Origin of the sequence: Duganella flavida, assembly GCF_009857445.1 — a bacterium.
GTDB classification, from domain to species: Bacteria; Pseudomonadota; Gammaproteobacteria; order Burkholderiales; family Burkholderiaceae_D; genus Rugamonas; species Rugamonas flavida.
Genome location: NZ_WWCN01000020.1, coordinates 49,735 through 69,346 on the forward strand (window position 1 = coordinate 49,735; position 19,612 = coordinate 69,346).

Annotated in this window: 11 protein-coding genes; 7 read left to right on the plus strand and 4 right to left on the minus strand. The window is 62.0% G+C overall.

Annotated elements, in window-relative coordinates; translation table 11 throughout:
• Positions 1-65 precede the first annotated feature (65 nt).
• From GTP46_RS25190 to GTP46_RS25200, 3 genes are all read left to right on the plus strand, one after another.
• Positions 66-3,374 carry a S41 family peptidase gene (locus GTP46_RS25190; protein WP_161009377.1) on the plus strand — a complete coding sequence of 1,103 codons (3,309 nt, stop codon included), beginning with the start codon at positions 66-68 and terminating at the stop codon, positions 3,372-3,374.
• A gap of 9 nt (positions 3,375-3,383) precedes the next feature.
• Positions 3,384-6,674: a S41 family peptidase gene (locus GTP46_RS25195; protein WP_161009378.1), complete on the plus strand. Its 3,291-nt coding sequence runs from the start codon at positions 3,384-3,386 to the stop codon at positions 6,672-6,674.
• A gap of 124 nt (positions 6,675-6,798) precedes the next feature.
• Positions 6,799-9,231 carry an FtsX-like permease family protein gene (locus GTP46_RS25200; protein ID WP_161009379.1) on the plus strand — a complete coding sequence of 811 codons (2,433 nt, stop codon included), beginning with the start codon at positions 6,799-6,801 and terminating at the stop codon, positions 9,229-9,231.
• Here GTP46_RS25200 and GTP46_RS25205 read toward each other — a convergent pair.
• The 4 genes from GTP46_RS25205 to prpR all read right to left on the minus strand — a co-directional run bounded on the left by GTP46_RS25205 (position 9,228) and on the right by prpR (position 13,558).
• Positions 9,228-9,926, minus strand: a complete 699-nt coding sequence (locus GTP46_RS25205; protein ID WP_161009380.1) for a LytR/AlgR family response regulator transcription factor — start codon at positions 9,924-9,926, stop codon at positions 9,228-9,230. The genes GTP46_RS25200 and GTP46_RS25205 overlap by 4 nt on opposite strands.
• A complete protein-coding gene (locus GTP46_RS25210) occupies positions 9,926-10,960 on the minus strand; it encodes a sensor histidine kinase (RefSeq protein ID WP_161009381.1) in 1,035 nt (344 codons plus the stop codon). The genes GTP46_RS25205 and GTP46_RS25210 overlap by 1 nt, the downstream gene beginning before the upstream one ends.
• Positions 10,961-10,963: 3 nt before the next feature.
• On the minus strand, positions 10,964-11,827 hold the full coding sequence (locus GTP46_RS25215; RefSeq protein WP_161009382.1) for an alpha/beta fold hydrolase: 864 nt from the start codon (positions 11,825-11,827) through the stop codon (positions 10,964-10,966).
• 108 nt (positions 11,828-11,935) lie between these two features.
• Entirely contained in the window at positions 11,936-13,558 is a 1,623-nt protein-coding gene (prpR, locus tag GTP46_RS25220) for a propionate catabolism operon regulatory protein PrpR (protein WP_161009383.1), read from the minus strand.
• Positions 13,559-13,703: 145 nt separating this feature from the next.
• Here prpR and prpB point away from each other — a divergent pair, with 145 nt between their 5' ends.
• The 4 genes from prpB to prpF all read left to right on the plus strand — a co-directional run bounded on the left by prpB (position 13,704) and on the right by prpF (position 19,607).
• On the plus strand, positions 13,704-14,591 hold the full coding sequence (gene prpB, locus GTP46_RS25225; protein ID WP_161009384.1) for a methylisocitrate lyase: 888 nt from the start codon (positions 13,704-13,706) through the stop codon (positions 14,589-14,591).
• A gap of 88 nt (positions 14,592-14,679) precedes the next feature.
• Positions 14,680-15,825 (plus strand): bifunctional 2-methylcitrate synthase/citrate synthase, encoded by a 1,146-nt coding sequence (gene prpC / locus GTP46_RS25230; protein WP_161009385.1) that lies wholly within the window; start codon positions 14,680-14,682, stop codon positions 15,823-15,825.
• A 2-nt stretch (positions 15,826-15,827) separates the two neighbouring features.
• Positions 15,828-18,425 carry a Fe/S-dependent 2-methylisocitrate dehydratase AcnD gene (gene acnD / locus GTP46_RS25235; protein ID WP_161009386.1) on the plus strand — a complete coding sequence of 866 codons (2,598 nt, stop codon included), beginning with the start codon at positions 15,828-15,830 and terminating at the stop codon, positions 18,423-18,425.
• The gene (gene prpF, locus GTP46_RS25240; RefSeq protein WP_161009387.1) at positions 18,426-19,607 is read left to right on the plus strand and encodes a 2-methylaconitate cis-trans isomerase PrpF; all 1,182 of its coding nucleotides are present in this window, start codon (positions 18,426-18,428) and stop codon (positions 19,605-19,607) included. It abuts the gene before it with no gap.
• The last annotated feature ends 5 nt before the right edge of the window (positions 19,608-19,612 follow it).

Sequence of the window (19,612 nt, forward strand, 5' to 3'; positions counted from 1 at the left end):
TTTTCCCGGCAGGGGCAAGCTGTGCCAGAATTGTCGATCCATTTGACAACTTCTGACACTGTCCCATGAACCTGTCTCGCCCGCTTGCCTTGCTGCTGATGTCCGCCGGTCTGCTGTCCACCGCCCACGCTGCCGACGCTTACTACCGTTATCCCGCCATCCGTGGCGACGCTGTGGTCTTCACCGCCGAAGGCGACTTGTGGAAGACCAGCGCCCACGGCGGCCAGGCCCAGCGCCTGACCACCCATCCCTCCGCCGAAACCAACGCCGCCATCTCGCCGGACGGCCAGTGGCTGGCCTTCTCGGCCTCATACGAAGGCGCGCAGGAAGCCTACGTGATGCCGCTGGCTGGCGGCCTGCCCAAGCGCATCACGTTTGAAAACGGCGCCGTTACGGTGCTGGGCTGGAGTGCGCAGGGCGAGGTGCTGGTTAGCATGGCTGGCAGCACGGGGCCGGGCCGCAGCCTGGTGATCGCCGCTGTCAAGCCGGGCGACCTGCAGCGCCGCATCTTCCCGCTGTCCGACGCCAACGATGCGGTACTGGACGATGCCGGCAAGACCCTGTACTTCACCCGCAACGGCCTCGCGCTGACCAACGATAACGTCAAAGCCTATCGCGGCGGCGCGCACGCGCAGCTGTGGCGCTACGATGTGAGCGGCAATACGGAAGCGTTGCAGCTGCTGGCTTCCGATAACGGCAACAACAAGCGTCCGATGTGGTGGCAGGGACGTCTCTACTTCATCAGCGACCGCAGTGGCTCGGACAATCTGTGGACCATGGCCGCCGACGGCAGCGACGCGCGCCAGCTCACGCAACACAAGGACTGGGATGTGCGCAACGCTGCGCTGGGCGACGGCCGCATCGTCTACCAGCTGGGCGCAGACCTGCATGTGCTGGACCTCGCCGGCGGCAAGGACGAACAGCTGGCCATCAACCTTGTCTCCGATTTCGACCAGCAGCGCACGCGCCAGATTCGCTCGCCGCTGGATAGCCTGACCAACGTGCAAATCGCTGGCAAGCAGGAACGCATCGTACTGACCGCGCGTGGCCGTGTCAGCGTGGCCGGCACCGGCGCTCAGCGCCGCGTGGAGATCGCCATACCGGAAGGCGCGCGCGCACGCCAGGCGGTGTTCAGCCATGACGACAAATTTATCTACGCGATTGTCGACAGCAGCGGCGAAAACGAAATCTGGAAATTCGCCGCCGATGGTTCCGGCAAGGGCGAGCAGCTGACCAAGGACGGCAACAACCACCGCTGGCAGTTGTACCCATCGCCGGACGGCCGCTGGCTGGGCCACACCGACAAGAAGGGCCGCTTCTGGCTATTGGATCTCGCCACCAAGGCCAATACCGTGATCGACGATGCGGGCAAGAGCGGCCTTGGCGAGTACGACGAAATCGCATGGTCTGCGGATAGCAAAAACCTCGCACTGGTGCGCGCCGCCAGCACCGAGCAGCGCAACCAGATTGGCCTCTATAGCATCGACAGCAAGCAGCTGGCCTTCGTCACCAGTGACCGTTACACTTCGCGCTCGCCGGTGTTTTCGCCGGATGGCAAATGGCTGTACTTCCTCTCGGCCCGCAACTTCCAGCTGGCGAACGGCTCGCCGTGGGGCGACCGCAATATGGGCCCGGTGTTCGACAAGCGTACCGGCATCTACGCACTGGCGCTGCAAGCGGAGAACCGCTTTCCGTTCAAGCCTGACGATGAACTGAGCAAGCCAGGCGACAAGCCGGCCGAAGGCGCGACTGAGCAGGCGGCGGAGAAGGCAGCCGAAAAAGCCGTCGCCAAAGCCGCGCCGAAAGCTGCTGCCAAAGGCTCGCCATCCATCGTCTACGCCGGATTGGCGGACCGCCTGTATGAAGTGCCGCTGGCCGCCGGTAACTACCGTGCGCTGCAAATGGACGACAAGCGCCTGTACTTCCTCGATGCCGATGGCAGCGATGGCAAGGCCAATCTGAAAACGCTGGCCATCGCCAGCAACGGCCCGCAGCCCGAAGTGTTTGTAGCCGGTGTGCGCGAGTACGACCTGTCGCTGGACCGCAAGCATGTGTACTACCGCACCTTCGCCAGTGGCGCTGGCGAGATGCTGGTGGTGGACGCTGGCGCCAAAGCGCCAACGGATGTCACCAAGGCCAAGATCAAAGTAGACGACTGGACCTTTACTTCGAATCCGCGTCTCGAATGGAAGCAGATGTTCAATGACGCATGGCGCATGCACCGCGACTTCCTGTACGACGTGAAGATGCGCGGCGCCGACTGGCCCGCAGTGCGTGCCAAATACGCGCCGCTGGTGGATCGCGTCACCGACCGCGCGGAACTGGACGATTTACTGGGCATGATGATTAGTGAAGTAGGCGCGCTGCACTCGCAGATTCGTCCCGGCGACATTCGCCGCTCCGCACCGGAAGGCACGCCAGCCGGTTTGGGTGCGCTGCTGGCGCGCACCGCAGACGGCTACCGCGTGGACCACATCTACGCCAGCGAACCGGAACTGCCATCGCAACGCGGCCCGCTGGCGCAAGCCGGCGTTGATGTGAAAGAGGGCGACATCATCACCGCTGTCAACGGCAAGCCAGTGCTGGAAGCGCGCGACATCGCCGACCTGCTGCTCAATCAAGCGGACAAACAAGTGCTGCTGCAGGTGAAGCGCAAAGCAGAATCGCGTTCCGTCATCGTGCTGCCGGTGAACATGGCGCGCCAGACGGCGCTGCGCTACAGCGACTGGGAGCAATCGCGCGCGCAGCAAGTGGAAGCGGCATCCAAAGGCCGCATCGGCTACCTGCACTTGCGAGCGATGGGACCAAACGACATCGCCTCCTTCGCGCGCGACTTCTACGCCAATGTGAATCGCGATGGCCTGATCATCGACGTCCGCCGCAACAACGGCGGCAATATCGACAGCTGGATTATCGAGAAGCTGCTGCGCAAGGCGTGGGCGTTCTGGGCGCCGCCGGGCGTGGCGCCGTCGCCGAATATGCAGAACACCTTCCGTGGCCACCTGGTGGTGCTGATCGACGAATACACCTACTCGGACGGCGAGACTTTCGCAGCCGGCATCAAGTCGCTCGGCCTTGCACCGCTGATCGGCAAGCGCACTGCCGGTGCCGGTGTCTGGCTCAGTGATAACAACCGCCTGAGCGACAACGGCATGGCGCGCGTGGCCGAGATGGGGCAGTTCAACACCGAAGACGGCCAATGGCTGATTGAAGGCGTGGGCGTGTCGCCAGATGTGGTGGTCGACAACCTGCCGCACGCCACCTACCAGGGGCAGGACCGCCAACTGGAAGTGGCGCTGCAACTGCTGGAAAAAACGCTGAAAGAAAAACCAGTCAAACCGTATCAACCGCAGGTGATCCCTGCACGGCAATAAGGAGGCTGTATGAAGCACATCATTGCGAGCGCCTTGCTGGCACTGAGTGTCAGCGCTCCGGTGCTGGCGCTGCCCAGCACCAGCGACACCCGCATGCTGACCGAGCCTGCGCTGTCCGCACACCACCTGGCCTTTATCTACGCCGGCGATGTGTGGATTGCCAACGCCGACGGCAGTGCGCCGCGCCGCCTTACCTCCGATCCGGGAGAGAAATCGAATCCGGTATTTTCACCGGATGGAAAGCTGATCGCCTACAGCGCGCAAGTCGACGGCAATACCGATGTCTACCTGCTGCCGATTGAGGGCGGCGTACCGAAGCGCCTGACGTGGCATCCGGGAGCAGATGTGGTGCAAGCCTTCACACCGGACGGCAAAGCGGTGATGTTCACGTCGCCGCGCGCGGCCTTCAACAACCGCTTCCGCAAATTATTCACGGTACCGGTGAACGGCGGCGTCGAGACCGAGCTGGAAGTGCCGAACGCCGCGCGCGCCACGTGGTCGCCGGACGGCAAGCAGATTGTCTACAACCCGTTCTCGCCAGCCTTCATGCAGTGGAAGCACTATCGCGGTGGTACGCATTCCATCCTGTGGTTGTTCAATCGCGGCGACAAATCGGTGCTGCAAATTCCGCAACTGGCTGGCGGCTCCAACGACGTCGATCCAATCTGGCGCGGCGACACCATCTACTTCCGCTCCGACCGTGACGGCGAATTCAATCTATACGCCTACGATGTGAAGACCAAGGCAGTGCGCGCGCTGACCAAACATACGGACTTCCCAGTGTTGAATGCTACCGCCTCCGGTAGCAGCATCGTCTACGAACAGGCGGGCTACCTGCATGCGCTGGACCCAGCGAGTGGCCAGGCGCATAAACTCACCATCGGCGTAAATAGCGATCTTGGTTTGTCACGGCCACGCTGGGTCAGCGGCGCCAAGTACATTCGCAACGCCTCCATCTCGCCATCCGGTGCGCGTGTGGCGTATGAATTCCGCGGCGAGATCGTTACCATCCCCGCAGATAAGGGCGATGTGCGCAACCTGACGCAGACGTCGGGCGCCAATGAGCGCTCGCCTGCATGGTCGCCCGACGGCCGCTCGGTCGCTTACTTCTCCGACGAATCCGGCGAGTACGCGCTGCACATCCGCGCGCAAGACGGCAAAGGCGAACCACGCAAATACAAATTGACCGGCGCGGGCTTCTACGACAATCCGGTATGGTCGCCGGACAGCAAAAAGATCGCCTATGTCGATAACGCCTGGACGCTATATGTGCTGGACGTGGCGTCCGGTGCGATCAAGAAGGTCGCCTCTGAGCCCATATATGGCGTGAACAAAACGCTGCAAGCCGCGTGGGCGCCGGATTCGCGCTGGATCGCCTATGCGCTCAATTCGATGACCTACACGCGCAGCGCCTACATCTACTCGCTGGAGCAGAACAAATCGTGGCAAGTGACGGATGGTTTGTCCGACGTGGTCGACCCGGTGTTCGACAAGAGCGGTAAGTACCTGTACTTCTTCGCCTCGACCAACGCGGGACCGAGCAACAACTGGTTCTCGCAGCAGAACGAAGACAACCGCGTCACGCGCACCATCTGGATGGCGACGCTGCGGCGCGACCTGCCTTCGCCGTTGATCAAGGAAAGCGACGAGGAGAAGGCGACACCTCCCGTTGCGACTGTAGCGGCGGCTGCTGCCAAGCCGGAAACGCCGAAAGTCGATCCGAAGACGGGCCGCGACGATCCGAAAGTCGCTGTCGCGCCAGTCGCGCCTATCGCCATCGACTTCGACGGCATCGACACCCGTATCGTCGACTTGCCGATACCTGCGGCCGAACTGTCCGACCTGCAGGCAGGGGAGGCAGGCCAGATCTTCTTCCTGCGTGAAGACGACGGCAAGAAAGCCATCCAGCGCTTCGACCTGAAGGACCGCAAGGCCGAAACGCTGCTGGCGGAAGCCGATCAATTTGAAGTCTCCGCCGACGGCAAGAAACTGCTATATCGCCAGAAGGAAGCGTGGGCCATGGGCAGTGCTGGCGCTAAGACGCTGACGCCAGGCGAAGGAAAAATCAAGGTTGAGGCTATCGAAGTGCGCGCCGAGCCGCGCGCCGAATGGGCGCAGATCTTCAACGAAGCTTGGCGCATCAACCGCGACTACTTCTACGACCCCGGCATGCACGGCGCCGACTGGAACAAGATGCACGCCAAGTACGCACAGTTCCTGCCTGAGCTATCCAGCCGCGCCGACCTGAATCGTTTGATCCAGTGGCTATGCAGTGAGCTGGGCGTCGGCCATCACCGCGGTGGCGGCGGCGACTTCTTCACCGACGCCAAGCCGGTGCCGGGCGGCTTGCTGGGTGCGGACTATGAAGTCAGCGAAGGCCGCTACCGCTTCAAGAAAATCTATGGTGGCTTGAATTGGAACCCCGCCTTGCGCGCACCGCTGACGGAACCGGGCCTCAACGTCAAAGCGGGCGAGTATTTGCTGGCGGTGGACGGCCGTCCGCTGCACGCGCCGACCAATCTGTATAGCGCATTTGAGAACACCGCCAACAAAGCGATCGATATCACCGTTGGCCCAAATGCGGACGGCAGCAAATCGCGCACCATCACTGTGGTGCCGGTGGCCGCTGAAGACGTGCTGCGCAACCGCGACTGGATCGAGGGGAATATCCGCAGGGTCAACGCGGCCACCGGTGGCAGGGTTGCCTACGTCTACGTACCGAATACGGCGACGCTGGGTCACACGTACTTCAAGCGCTACTTCTTCCCGCAGGCCGACAAGGACGCCGTCATCATCGACGAGCGTTTCAACGGCGGCGGCAGCGTGGCTGACTATTACCTGGAGATTTTGCAGAAGAAGGAAATCGCCTGGTGGACCATGCGCTACGGCGCCGACATGAAAACGCCATCGGCCTCGATCCAGGGACCGCGCGCGATGCTGATCGACGAAACCGCAGGCTCCGGCGGCGACCTGCTGCCGTGGATGTTCCGTCAAAATCACATGGGACCGCTGATCGGCAAGCGCACGTGGGGCGGACTAGTTGGCATTCTCGGCTTCCCGGTGCTGATGGATGGTGGTGCTATCACCGCGCCGAATCTCGCCTTCTGGACCCGCGACGGCGGCTGGGGCGTGGAGAATGAGGGCGTGGCGCCGGATATCGAAATCGACCAGAATCCGGCCGACGTCATCGCCGGCCGCGATCCGCAGCTGGAAAAAGCGATTGAAGTCATCAAGGCCGAACTGGTGAAGCATCCGCCGGTGCGTCCAGTGCATCCAGCCTTCCCGATCAAGGCCAAGTGACGTAATGTCCGGAATTGAACACCGCTTTTGTTCACTAGCGTTCAATTCCGGACAAAGCACGGCGGCAAACGCGTGGCATGGATGTTGCAGTTTGATGCGATAACTTCATCTCGGATTTGAACACATGGACTTACGCATCGGCTGGCGCACGCTAATACAGGAACCTGCTTACACCTTGGCTGTCATGCTTGGACTGAGTGCCGGCGTGGCAGCGTGCCTGCTGCTGCTTGGCTTTGTGCGCTACTCGCTGGAGTATGACGCGCAGGTGCCGGACGTGGGTAACATCTACGTGGTCCGGCATAAATTCAATGTCGATCCGGCCGAACCTGTGTACGACCTGGCGCCGATGTTTTTGCGCGCAGCCGCACTCAAAATGCCGGAGGTGGTTGATGCGACGTGCTACATCCCGGCGCGCGAGGAAGTACTCCCGCTTGCGGTGCGTATCGACCGCAAGATCATCCGCGTTCGCGCGTTGACTGTGCTCCCCGGTTTTCAGCAGATACTGGGCTTGCACGCACTGCAGGGAGATATCGCGGTCGCGCTGGAACGGCCAGACCAGATCGTGCTGACCGAAGCCGCCGCAGTGCGCCTGTTTGGCACCGCCGACGTGTTGGGCCGCACCATGCATGCGGAAGGCAAGCCAATACAAGTTGGTGCAGTGGTGCGCACGCCACCTTCCAATACCACCATCCCATTTGAACTGCTGTTCGGCGTGAACTCGACGTTTGCAGACGAAGTGCGGCACGAGATGCTGACCGGCGAACATGGTTGGGTAGGCAAAATGCTGTTACGGGTGCGGCCGGGCACTTCGATTGCGGCATTAACGGACAGCTTGCAGCAAGTGGTGGACCGTACGCCGAGCGTACAGGGCTTCCCGCCGGAGGTGAGGGCACGCCTGGGCAAGCGTAAGGCGCTGGAGATATCGCTGTCGCCGCTGCGCAGCGCTTATTTCGCCAAGCAGCTGAGTGATAACCCGATTACGGTGGTGGGTGACCGGGGTAATCCTGCCATCATCGGCGGACTGGCGGCCATCGCGCTATTGATCCTCGCGCTGGCGGCGATCAATTACGTGAACCTGGCGACTGTGCGTGTGCTGCGCCGCCAGCGGGAGGTGGCGATGCGCAAAGTGCTGGGCGCCAGTGTGCCGCAGATTGTGCTGCATTTCCTTCTAGAGGCGCTGCTGATGTCGATGCTGGCGACGGTGTTGGGATTGCTGCTGGCGTGGCTGGCGCTGCCGGCCTTCTCGCAATTGGTGGCGCGCCAGCTGGATGATCTGTTCACAGTGCAGCATGTCGCACTGGCGCTTGGACTGGGCGTGGTGCTGGGCGCAGCAACCGCCGTGTATCCGGCGCTGATCGCACTGCGCGTACATCCGACACGCGTGTTGGCAGGGCGATCGGAGAACGAGTCCATCGCCAGCATGCGCGTGCGCCGCGTGCTGACGGTGACGCAGATTGCCGCAGCGATGGGGCTCTCCGCTGTCACCATTGCCATTGCGTGGCAGACGCATTATGCGATGACTTCTTCTCCCGGGTTCGAACCGTCGCCGCTGCTGGTGGTGCAAATGCCCGAGCGCGTGCGCGACAGCCAGGCTGCGCGTGGTTTGTACACCGCCTTGTCCGCGCAGCGCGGCGTGGCCGGTGTCGCGATATCGGAAGATCCGGTCGGGCGCCTCGATTGGTTGTGGACACGTGACCTGAAGCGCCCAGGCGGGCAAGCGGCGGCGATGGAGATGAAGTCAGTGAGTGCGAATTTCTTCGAACAGCTACGTTTGCAACCACTGGCAGGGCGCTTGTTCCAAGGTGCGATGGACAAGGAAGATGACAAAGAGCCGGTGGTGATCAATGCACTGGCGGCGCGCGAACTGGGTTTCGCCACGCCGGAAGCGGCAGTTGGCGAGACGGTGCTGTTCACCGGTTTCGATAACGTCACGATTCGTAAAACCATTGTCGGCATTGCGCCCGAGCTGCGGTTCCGGTCACTACGCGACCGGCCGCGCGCCACGGCCTACGAATTGTGGACTGCAGGCGGTGCGTTGACGATACGCGTGAACGGCGCGATGGAAGAGGTGGAGGAAGCGGTGCGCATCTTATGGCCGCGCTACTTCCCTGAGTCGCTGATGCGGATGCACCGCGCCGGTGATGTGCTGGCGCAGAACTACGCGGAAGACGCGCGCATGTCCAAGCTACTGGCGGCAGCAACCGGCATCGCACTGGCAATCGCCGCCTTCGGTACCTACGCCCTGGCGGCTAACACCGTACAGCGCCGTGCCCGCGAAATCGTGCTGCGCAAGCTGCATGGTGCGCGCCGTAGCGACATCGGCCTGCTGGTGATCCGCGAGACCGGCACCTTGATCCTGATCGCCGCCGCCATCAGCCAGCCGATCGCGATAGTGTTGATCGAGCGTTATCTGGGTAACTACGTCGAGCGCGCCCCCATCGGCTACTGGACATTGGCCTGCGCGCTGCTGCTAACGTTGTCGGTTGCCCTCGTCGCCATCACCCGCCACACCTGGACCGCCATGCGTTTGCCAGCGGGTGAAGCGCTGCGTGGTTAAATGCTGGTCAGTGCCTTGAATTGCGGGGCGCGGCGGCGGGAGACTTCGATGGCGAGTTGGTCGCGCAGGGTGAGATCGAGGCCGCCGGTGTCGTTGGACGCGACTTGTTCGACGTGATCCAGATTGACGATGTGGCGGCGGCTGGCGCGGAAGAAGCGTGAAGGATCGAGCTTCTCTTCCAGCTGGTTCAGGGAGCGCAGCATTAGCGGCTGGTGGCGATCGAAGTAGACGCGCGTGTAGTTGCCGTCGGATTCAAACAGGCGGATGTCGTCCAGTGCCACGAACCAGCATCGCTCACCATCCTTGATGAACAGTTTTTTGCTCGCAGTGGACGCCGCTTCGCGGTGATGCCGCGCCGCGCAACGCTGCAGGGCGGACGCCATGCGCGCGGCCTGTATCGGCTTCTGTAAATAATCGAGCGCGTTCACTTCAAAAGCTTGCAGCGCGTATTGATCGAAGGCGGTGGTAAAGATCACTTCCGGCGCTTCTTCCAGCGCGGCCAGCATGTCGAAGCCTGAGCCGCCGGGCATTTGCACGTCGAGGAAAATCAGGTCCGGCTTGAGGGCGAGGATTTGCTGCACGCCGTCGGCGGCGTTGACGGCTTCACCGATAATTTCTACTTCGGGATGTGCCGTCAACAGGCGTCGCAATTCAGCGCGCGCGAGGCGTTCGTCGTCGATCAGTAATGCACGCATTACGCGGCCTCCGGTAAGGTGAGTGTGGCGCGTACCCAGCCACTGTTTTCCGATAAATCCAGCTGCGCATTCGCGCCCAATGCCAGCGCCAACCGCTTGCGTGTGTTGACCAGACCGACCTTGGTGGAATTCGCAAACGGCACAATGGCACCGAGGTTGGCGATTTCGATATGGACCGAGCCATCGTGAATACGCTGTGCGCGGATGCGTATCTCGCTGCCGGTGGCACTAGTCTCCACGCCGTACTTGACCGCATTCTCCACCAGCGTTTGCAGCGACATCGGCGGAATGCGCACCTTTTCAAGACCGGGGCCGATTTCCACGCTGACCTGCATGCGCTCTTCAAAGCGAATCTTCTCGATGGCGAGATAAGCCTGCACCGCTTCAATCTCCGCCGACAGCGGCACCGTGTCGTGATGACCCGATTGCAGCGCGTAGCGCATCACGCTGGCCAGCTGGTCGATCATCTGCGCGGCAGCGTTCTGGTCTTCGTAAATCAGCGCGCGCACGCTGTTCATGCTGTTAAAGAAAAAGTGCGGATTGACCTGCGCCTGCAGGGCGCGCAGCTCAGCATCCTTGGCGGCGATTTCAAGCCGCAGCGATTCCGACTCCGCGCGGTTGGCGCGCCGCAGCGACAGCACGCCCATATAGAAAATGTTCCACACAAGGTAAATCGACCACCACGACATCAGCGCGGAAGGTATCCAGCTGTAGCCGTTCACCATGTGCGATGGCGTGAACATCAGGAAGCCGAGGAACTGCAGGCCGGTATGAACGATGCCCAGCACCAGCACACCGCACAGCACCAGTTTCCATCTGATGCGCCGGCCGTTGTTGGTGCGGCGCTTGAGCAACCGGTGCCACAGGTCGGAAATGATGATACCGGTGGCGCCTCCCCAGCACATCACCCAGATCAGGCCAGGCATGCGCATCGCACCTGTCACGATGGCGAACACGGGGAGGAAGCCCCAGCCGGCCAGTTGGAAGATCCAGTACCAGTTCAAGCGTGCGAGCAGTGGGCGGTCGTGAGTCATGGCTTAGTTCAGGAAGTTATCAATGCGATCATACATCCAAGCCGGATCGTCGTACATAATGAAGTGGCGCGCGGTGTCGGCGATCTCGATCTTCGCGCCTTTCAGTTGCGCGTACTGGGTGGTGAAGACGGAGGTGATGGCTGACTTGGGGGCGTAGTCCTTGTAGGCGATCCACGTGCCGAGGACCAGCGTCGGTGCTTTGATGCGGCTGATGTCCTGGCGCAGGTCGGTGGCCGTCATGTCGGCCATGACGTCGATGACGGTGCTGCGGTCCGAGTGGCCGCCGCGCGCCAGGACACGGTCGATATCCTCCTGCTTTGTGATCATGGTGCGTACCATTTTCATCTGTGCGTCTTTGAAGGTAGCCGGATCCTGTGCCTGCATGTTGGCGCGCATGCCGGCGGCCATGTCCTTCAACTGTGCCGGTGTAACGCTTGGCATCTGGGCCGCGCCGAGTGCGGGCAGTGTGTCGACAATAACCAGGCGGCCCACTTGTTCTGGATGATCGGCCGCCAGTTTCATGCCAAGGAAGCCGCCGAGGCTATGGCCGATGATCACCGGATTGGCGAATTTGTTGGCGGCGATGTAGTCGCTCAGTTGTTGTTCGACTGCTGGCAGCAGCGGTTCTGCAATCGCGGGCTGGCCGGCGAAACCGGCGAGCGTCAGCACGTGGCATTGGTATTTGCCGCCAGCGCAGTAGTGGGCGACCGTGCCATCCCACACGTCGCCGGCCGAGCCGAGGCCGGGGATCAGGATGATCGGTGCACCTTTGCCGGTGACGTCGACTTTGAAGGCGGGATGTTCGGCAGCGGCGGCGTGGCCCAGTGCGAGCGTGGCGGCGATGGTGGCGATGATTTTGTTTAGCATGGCGTTCTCCGTTGGTGAATTGGTGAGTAAGTGGAGCCATGCTATCGGTGCGTCGCGGCGGCGGCGACGGCTTTGGGATGAGCGGTTTTACGCCGTGATGAACGGTAGTCAGCCCTCTGTTTTGAGCTTGCGCCATAGGGTGGTGCGGCTGATGCCGAGATAGTCGGCAGCAGCGTCGCGCCGGCCACCGAAGCGGGCCAGCACGTCGGACACGCGTTCGGCCTGCGCCGGGTGCGGCGGGACGGTCTGGGGGAGTGCTGCGGCTGGGCGGGCGGCAAGTTCGGGGGCGACGCTGAGGACGAAGGCGGGCGTTAGTGCTTGCAGCGGCTCGGCGGCGAGGAACAGGGCCAGGCGCTCGGTCAGGTTGCGCAGCTCGCGTACGTTGCCGGGCCAGTCGTAGCGTTGCAGCAGTGGCGCGCACGCTGCCATCTCTGCATGCAGGTTGGGATGCGGCCGCGCGCCCAGCGACGCCAGTGCATTCTTCAGCGACCACTCGGCCAGCGGCAGCACATCCTCGGCCCGCGCACGCAGCGGCGGTAGCGTGAGGCGCAGCACTGCCAATCGATAGAACAAGTCCGCGCGGAAGCGACCCTCGCGCACGCGCTGCTCCAGATCGCAGTGTGTGGCGCTGATGATGCGCACATTGACCGGTATCGGCCGCGTGCCGCCCACCCGCACTACCTCGCGCTCTTCCAGCACGCGCAGCAAGCGCGTTTGCAGCGTCAAAGGCATCTCGCCTATCTCGTCGAGGAACAGCGTGCCGCGATTGGCCGCTTCAAACAAGCCAGCATGCCCGCCGCGCCGCGCGCCGGTGAACGCGCCTTCCTCATGCCCAAACAATTCCGATTCCAGCAAGGACTCCGCAATCGCACCACAGTTCACCGCCACGAACGGCCGGTTCTGCCCCAAGGTGCGCGGCGCCTCGCGATGAATCGCCTGCGCCACCAGCTCCTTGCCGCATCCCGTCTCGCCCTGAATCAGCACCGTGGCAGGCGACTTCGCATACAGCACCACCGACTGCCGCACCGTCTCCATCGCCGCCGAATCGCCACGCAGATCGTTGATGCCATGCTTGGCACGCAGCGTGTCCGTCACCACCGCACCGCGCGCGCGGCTGCGATTCGATTCCAGCTGCGTCAAGCGCGCCATCTCCAGCGCATCATCAAACGCGTGACGGATCGAGGCAGCCGAGTATACAAACACGCCGGTCAATCCTGCTTCCTCGGCGAGGTCGGTAATCAAGCCCGCGCCCACAATCGCCTTGATGCCGGCTGCCTTCAAATCGTTGATCTGCGCGCGCGCATCTTCCTCGGTGACGTAGGTGCGCTGCGCCACGTCGAAGCCGAAGGTGCTGGAGAACTCCGCCAGCTCAGACAAGCGCTCCTGATACGTGACGATGCCAATGCGGTCCGACACGCGACGCGCACGCGCCAACGCCTGCATCACATCGAGCCCGCTGAACTTCGCAATCACCACCGGCACCGACAAGCGGCCCTTCAGGTACGCCGCATTCGAACCGGCCGAAATCACCGCGTCGCAACGCTCGGTGGCGAGGCGTTCGCGTATGTGCTTGGCCGCTTCGTCGAAACCAAGATTGATCGGCTCAATGGTGGCCAGGCTGTCGTATTCCAGCGTGATATCGCGGAACAAATCGGACAGGCGCGAGACCGAAACCGTCCAGATAACCGGCTTGTCGTTGGCGTCGAAGGGCAGGGGAGTGGAATGTCGCATGTTTCAATTATAGTTCAAATGCGTTTCAATGTTTCAAGTTGCAACGTGATGTGAGTTGTAAGTGGTTGATTTGTATAGCTTCACCATCTGGCACAGCCCTTGCACTAGAGAGCCCAACTTCAACGCAACATCGAAAGGTCCCAACATGACTCACTACTCCGCCGGCGCCGCGTTCCGCAAGGCCGTCCAGGAAGAATCCCCGCTGCAGGTGGTCGGCGCCATCAACGCCAATCACGCCTTGCTGGCCAAACGCGCCGGCTTCAAAGCGATCTACCTGTCGGGCGGCGGTGTGGCGGCGGGGTCGCTTGGCCTGCCGGACCTCGGCATCTCCAACCTCGATGACGTGCTGACCGACGTGCGCCGCATCACCGACGTGTGCGACCTGCCGCTGCTGGTGGATGTGGACACCGGCTTTGGCGCCTCGGCCTTCAACGTCGCCCGCACCGTCAAATCGATGATCAAGTTCGGCGCCGCCGCCATGCACATCGAAGACCAGGTAGGCGCAAAACGCTGCGGTCACCGCCCAGGCAAAGAGATCGTGTCGAAACAGGAAATGGTCGACCGCATCAGCGCCGCCGTTGACGCCCGCACCGACGACCAATTCGTCATCATGGCCCGTACCGACGCGCTGGCCGTGGAAGGACTGGATGCCGCCATTGAACGCGCTGTCGCCTGCGTAGAAGCCGGCGCCGACATGATTTTCCCGGAAGCGATGATTAGCCTCGATATGTACAAAAAATTCGCCGCCGCCGTCAAAGTACCGGTGCTGGCCAACATCACCGAATTCGGTTCGACCCCGTTGTTCACCGTGGACGAATTGCGCAGCGCCGACGTCGGCCTGGTGCTGTACCCGCTGTCCGCCTTCCGCGCCATGAACAAGGCTGCCGAAAACGTCTACGGCGCGATCCGCCGCGACGGCACGCAGCAAAACGTGGTCGACACCATGCAGACCCGCGCCGAACTCTATGAGCGCATCAACTATCACGATTTTGAACAGAAGCTGGACGCACTGTTCGCCGCACAGAAGAAATAATTGATAACCCGTCGCTCCCGCGCAGGCGGGAGCCCATACTCAGCATGGATTCCCGCCTGCGCGGGAATGACAGCTGTTGGAGACTGATATGACCGAAGCTACCTTCAAACCAAAAAAATCCGTAGCCCTGTCGGGCGTCGCCGCCGGTAACACCGCGCTGTGCTCCGTTGGCAAAACCGGCAATGACCTGCACTATCGCGGCTACGACATTCTGGACGTCGCCACCACTTGCGAGTTCGAAGAAATCGCTTACCTGCTGGTGCACGGCAAACTGCCAACCGTGGCGGAACTGAAGGGCTATAAGGCCAAACTGAAATCGCTGCGCGGCCTGCCGCAAGCCGTGAAGTCGGCACTCGAAGCACTGCCTGCATCGGCCCACCCAATGGACGTGATGCGCACCGGCGTGTCGGTACTGGGCTGCGTGCTGCCTGAGAAGGACGATCACAATACCCCAGGCGCGCGCGATATCGCCGACCGCCTGATGGCTTCCTTCGGCTCCATGCTGCTGTACTGGTACCACTACAGCCATAACGGCAAGCGCATCGAAGTGGAAACCGACGACGACTCGATCGGCGGCCACTTCCTGCACCTGCTGCACGGTGAGAAACCGCGTGATTCGTGGGTGCGTGCGATGCACACCTCGCTAATCCTGTACGCGGAACATGAATTCAACGCTTCGACCTTCACCAGCCGCGTGATTTCGGGTACTGGGTCGGATATCCACTCGGCCGTCACCGGTGCGATCGGTGCGTTACGCGGTCCTAAACACGGCGGCGCCAACGAAGTCGCTTTCGAAATCCAGAAGCGCTACGACAATCCAGACGAAGCGGAAGCCGACATCCGCAACCGCGTCGCCAACAAGGAAGTGGTGATCGGCTTCGGCCATCCGGTGTATACCGTGTCCGATCCGCGCAACGTGGTCATTAAAGAAGTGGCGCGCCAGCTGTCCGAGGAAGCCGGTTCGACCAAGATGTTCGATATCGCGGAGCGCCTCGAATCCGTGATGTGGGAAATCAAAAAGATGTTCCCGAACCTGGACTGGTTCTCGGCCGTGTCCTACCACATGATGGGCGTGCCGACTGCGATGTTCACGCCGCTGTTCGTCATCTCGCGCACCTCCGGCTGGTCGGCGCACATCATCGAGCAGCGTATCGACAACAAGATCATCCGCCCAAGCGCCAACTACGTCGGCCCAGAAGACCTGAAATTCGTACCGATCAAAGACCGTCAATAATCATGAACACTCAATTCCGTAAAGCCCTGCCGGGCACTCAGCTAGACTACTTCGACGCGCGTGAAGCCGTCGACGCAATCCAGCCAGGCGCCTGGGCCAAGCTGCCGTACACCTCGCGCGTGCTGGCGGAAAATCTGGTGCGCCGCTGCGACCCGGCCACGCTGAATGCTTCGCTGTCGCAGCTGATCGAGCGTAAGCGCGACCTCGACTTCCCGTGGTTCCCCGCGCGTGTGGTTTGCCACGACATTCTCGGCCAGACCGCATTGGTCGACCTGGCCGGCCTGCGCGACGCCATCGCTCTACAAGGCGGCGACCCTGCGCTGGTCAATCCGGTGGTGCCGACGCAGCTGGTGGTGGACCACTCGCTGGCGGTGGAGTGCGGCGGCTTCGATCCGCAAGCCTTTGAAAAAAACCGCGCGATTGAAGACCGCCGCAACGAAGACCGCTTCCACTTCATCGACTGGACCAAGAAAGCCTTCCGGAACGTGGACGTGATCCCGCCGGGTAACGGCATCCTGCACCAGATTAATCTGGAACGCATGTCGCCGGTGATTCAGGTCACCGACGGCGTAGCCTACCCGGATACGCTGGTTGGCACCGACTCGCACACCCCGATGGTCGATGCGCTGGGCGTGATCGCCATCGGCGTCGGCGGCCTGGAAGCGGAAACCGTCATGCTGGGCCGCGCATCGTGGATGCGCCTTCCGGACATCATCGGCGTTGAACTGAGCGGCAAGCCGCAAGAGGGCATCACCGCCACCGACACCGTGCTGGCGCTGACTGAATTTCTGCGCAAGGAAAAAGTGGTGTCGGCCTATCTGGAGTTCTACGGCGAAGGTGCTACCGCGCTGACGTTGGGCGACCGTGCCACCATCTCCAATATGGCGCCCGAATTCGGCGCCACCGCCGCGATGTTCTCCATCGACGAGCAAACCATCAAGTACCTCAAGCTGACCGGCCGCGATGACGCGCTGGTGGTCTTAGTGGAGCAGTACGCCAAGCACGTTGGCTTGTGGTCGGACAGCCTGAAAACGGCGGAGTACGAGCGCGTACTGAAGTTCGACCTGTCGACCGTGGTGCGCAATATCGCCGGTCCATCCAATCCGCATAAACGTGTGCCGACCAGCGAACTGGCTGCGCGCGGCATTTCGGGCGTGGTGGAAAATGAGCCTGGCAAGATGCCGGATGGCGCGGTGATCATCGCTGCCATCACCAGCTGCACCAATACCAACAACCCGCGCAACATGATCGCCGCTGGCCTGCTGGCGCGTAACGCCAACAAGGCTGGCCTGCTGCGCAAGCCGTGGGTAAAGACCTCGCTGGCGCCGGGCTCCAAGGCTGTCACGCTGTATCTTGAAGAAGCTGGCCTGATGCCAGATCTGGAAAAGCTGGGCTTCGGCGTGGTGGCGTATGCCTGCACCTCGTGCAACGGCATGTCCGGCGCGCTGGATCCGGTGATTCAAAAAGAAGTGGTGGAGCGCGATCTGTACGCGACCGCCGTCCTGTCGGGCAACCGCAACTTTGACGGCCGTATCCACCCATATGCTAAACAGGCCTTCCTGGCTTCGCCGCCGCTGGTGGTGGCCTATGCCATCGCCGGCACCATCCGCTTCGATATCGAGAAGGATGTGCTGGGCCATGACGCCAACGGCAAAGCCATTACGCTGAAAGACCTGTGGCCTAGCGACGCAGAGATCGACGCCATCGTCGCCTCGTCGGTGAAGCCGGACCACTTCCGCAAAGTCTACATCCCGATGTTTGCGCGCAGCGAAGGCGAGGCAGAACGCGCCGAGCCGCTGTACGACTGGCGCGCGCAATCGACCTACATCCGCCGTCCGCCTTACTGGGAAGGTGCGCTGGCAGGCGAACGCACGCTGAAAGGCATGCGCGCGTTGGCTGTGCTGGGCGATAACATCACCACCGACCACCTGTCGCCATCAAACGCGATCATGATGGATTCGGCAGCTGGCGAGTACCTGCACAAAATGGGCCTGCCGGAAGAGGACTTCAACTCCTACGCCACCCATCGCGGTGATCACCTGACCGCGCAACGCGCTACCTTCGCCAATCCAACGCTGAAGAACGAAATGGTGCGCGATGCGGACGGTAAGGTGAAAGCCGGTTCGTTGGCGCGCGTCGAGCCTGAAGGCCAGGTCACCCGCATGTGGGAAGCCATCGAAACGTATATGGAGCGCAAGCAGCCGCTGATCGTAATTGCCGGTGCCGACTATGGCCAGGGCTCGTCGCGCGACTGGGCAGCCAAGGGCGTGCGCCTCGCAGGCGTGGAAGTGATCGTGGCCGAAGGCTTCGAGCGTATCCACCGCACCAACCTTGTTGGCATGGGCGTGCTTCCGCTGGAGTTCCAACCGGGAGTGAACCGCCTGACGTTGGGCATCGATGGTACCGAGACTTTCGACGTGATCGGCCAACGCACGCCGCGTGGCACACTGACGCTGGTGATTAATCGCCGCAACGGCGAACGCGTGGAAGTACCTGTGACCTGCCGTCTCGATTCGTCGGAAGACGTGTCGATCTACGAAGCAGGCGGCGTGCTGCAACGTTTTGCGCAGGACTTCCTTGAATCGGCAAAGGCAGCATAAATGAGCCATAAACCGCAAATCAAAATACCCGCCACCTATATGCGTGGTGGCACCAGCAAGGGTGTGTTCTTCCGCTTGCAGGACCTGCCGGAAGCAGCGCAGCAGCCAGGCGCCGCGCGCGATCAGTTACTGCTGCGCGTGATCGGCAGCCCGGACCCATACGGCAAGCAGATTGACGGCATGGGCGGAGCAACGTCGAGCACCAGCAAGACGGTGATACTGTCTAAGAGCACGCGCACTGACCATGATGTCGACTATCTGTTCGGCCAAGTCTCGATCGACAAGGCTTTCGTGGACTGGAGCGGCAACTGCGGCAATCTGTCCGCAGCAGTGGGCGCGTTCGCCATCAGCGGCGGGCTGGTTGATCCGGCTCGCGTGCCGCAAAACGGCGTGGCCGTGGTGCGCGTGTGGCAAGCCAATATCGGCAAGACCATCATCGCCCACATCCCGATCACCAACGGCGAAGTGCAGGAAACCGGCGACTTCGAGCTGGATGGCGTGACCTTCCCGGCGGCAGAGGTGCAGCTGGAGTTCATGGACCCGGCAGCGGAAGAAGAGGGCGGAGGTGGCTCGATGTTCCCGACCGGCCAACTGGTGGACGATCTGGAAGTCCCCGGCGTCGGCACGCTGAAGGCGACCATGATTAACGCCGGCATTCCGACCATCTTCATTAACGCTGATGCCATCGGCTACACCGGCACGGAATTGCAGGAAGCGATCAACGGCGACGCCAAGGCGCTGGCGCTGTTTGAAACTATCCGTGCCCACGGTGCGCTGCGCATGGGCCTCATCAAAGACTTGAACGAAGCGGCCACCCGCCAGCACACGCCGAAGGTGGCGTTTGTCGCGCCGCCGAAGGCTTACACCTCGTCCAGCGGCAAGCAAGTGGCGGTTGGTGATATCGACCTGCTGGTACGCGCGCTCTCGATGGGCAAGCTGCATCACGCCATGATGGGCACCGCAGCGGTGGCTATCGGCACGGCAGCCGCCATTCCCGGTACGCTGGTGAACCTGGCGGCGGGCGGTGGTGAGCGCGCTGCGGTGCGCTTCGGCCATCCGTCCGGTACCTTGCGTGTTGGTGCGGAAGCGGTGCAGAAAAACGGAGAGTGGAGCGTGACAAAAGCGGTAATGAGCCGCAGCGCGCGAGTACTGATGGAAGGCTGGGTACGCGTACCCGCTTAAGTAGT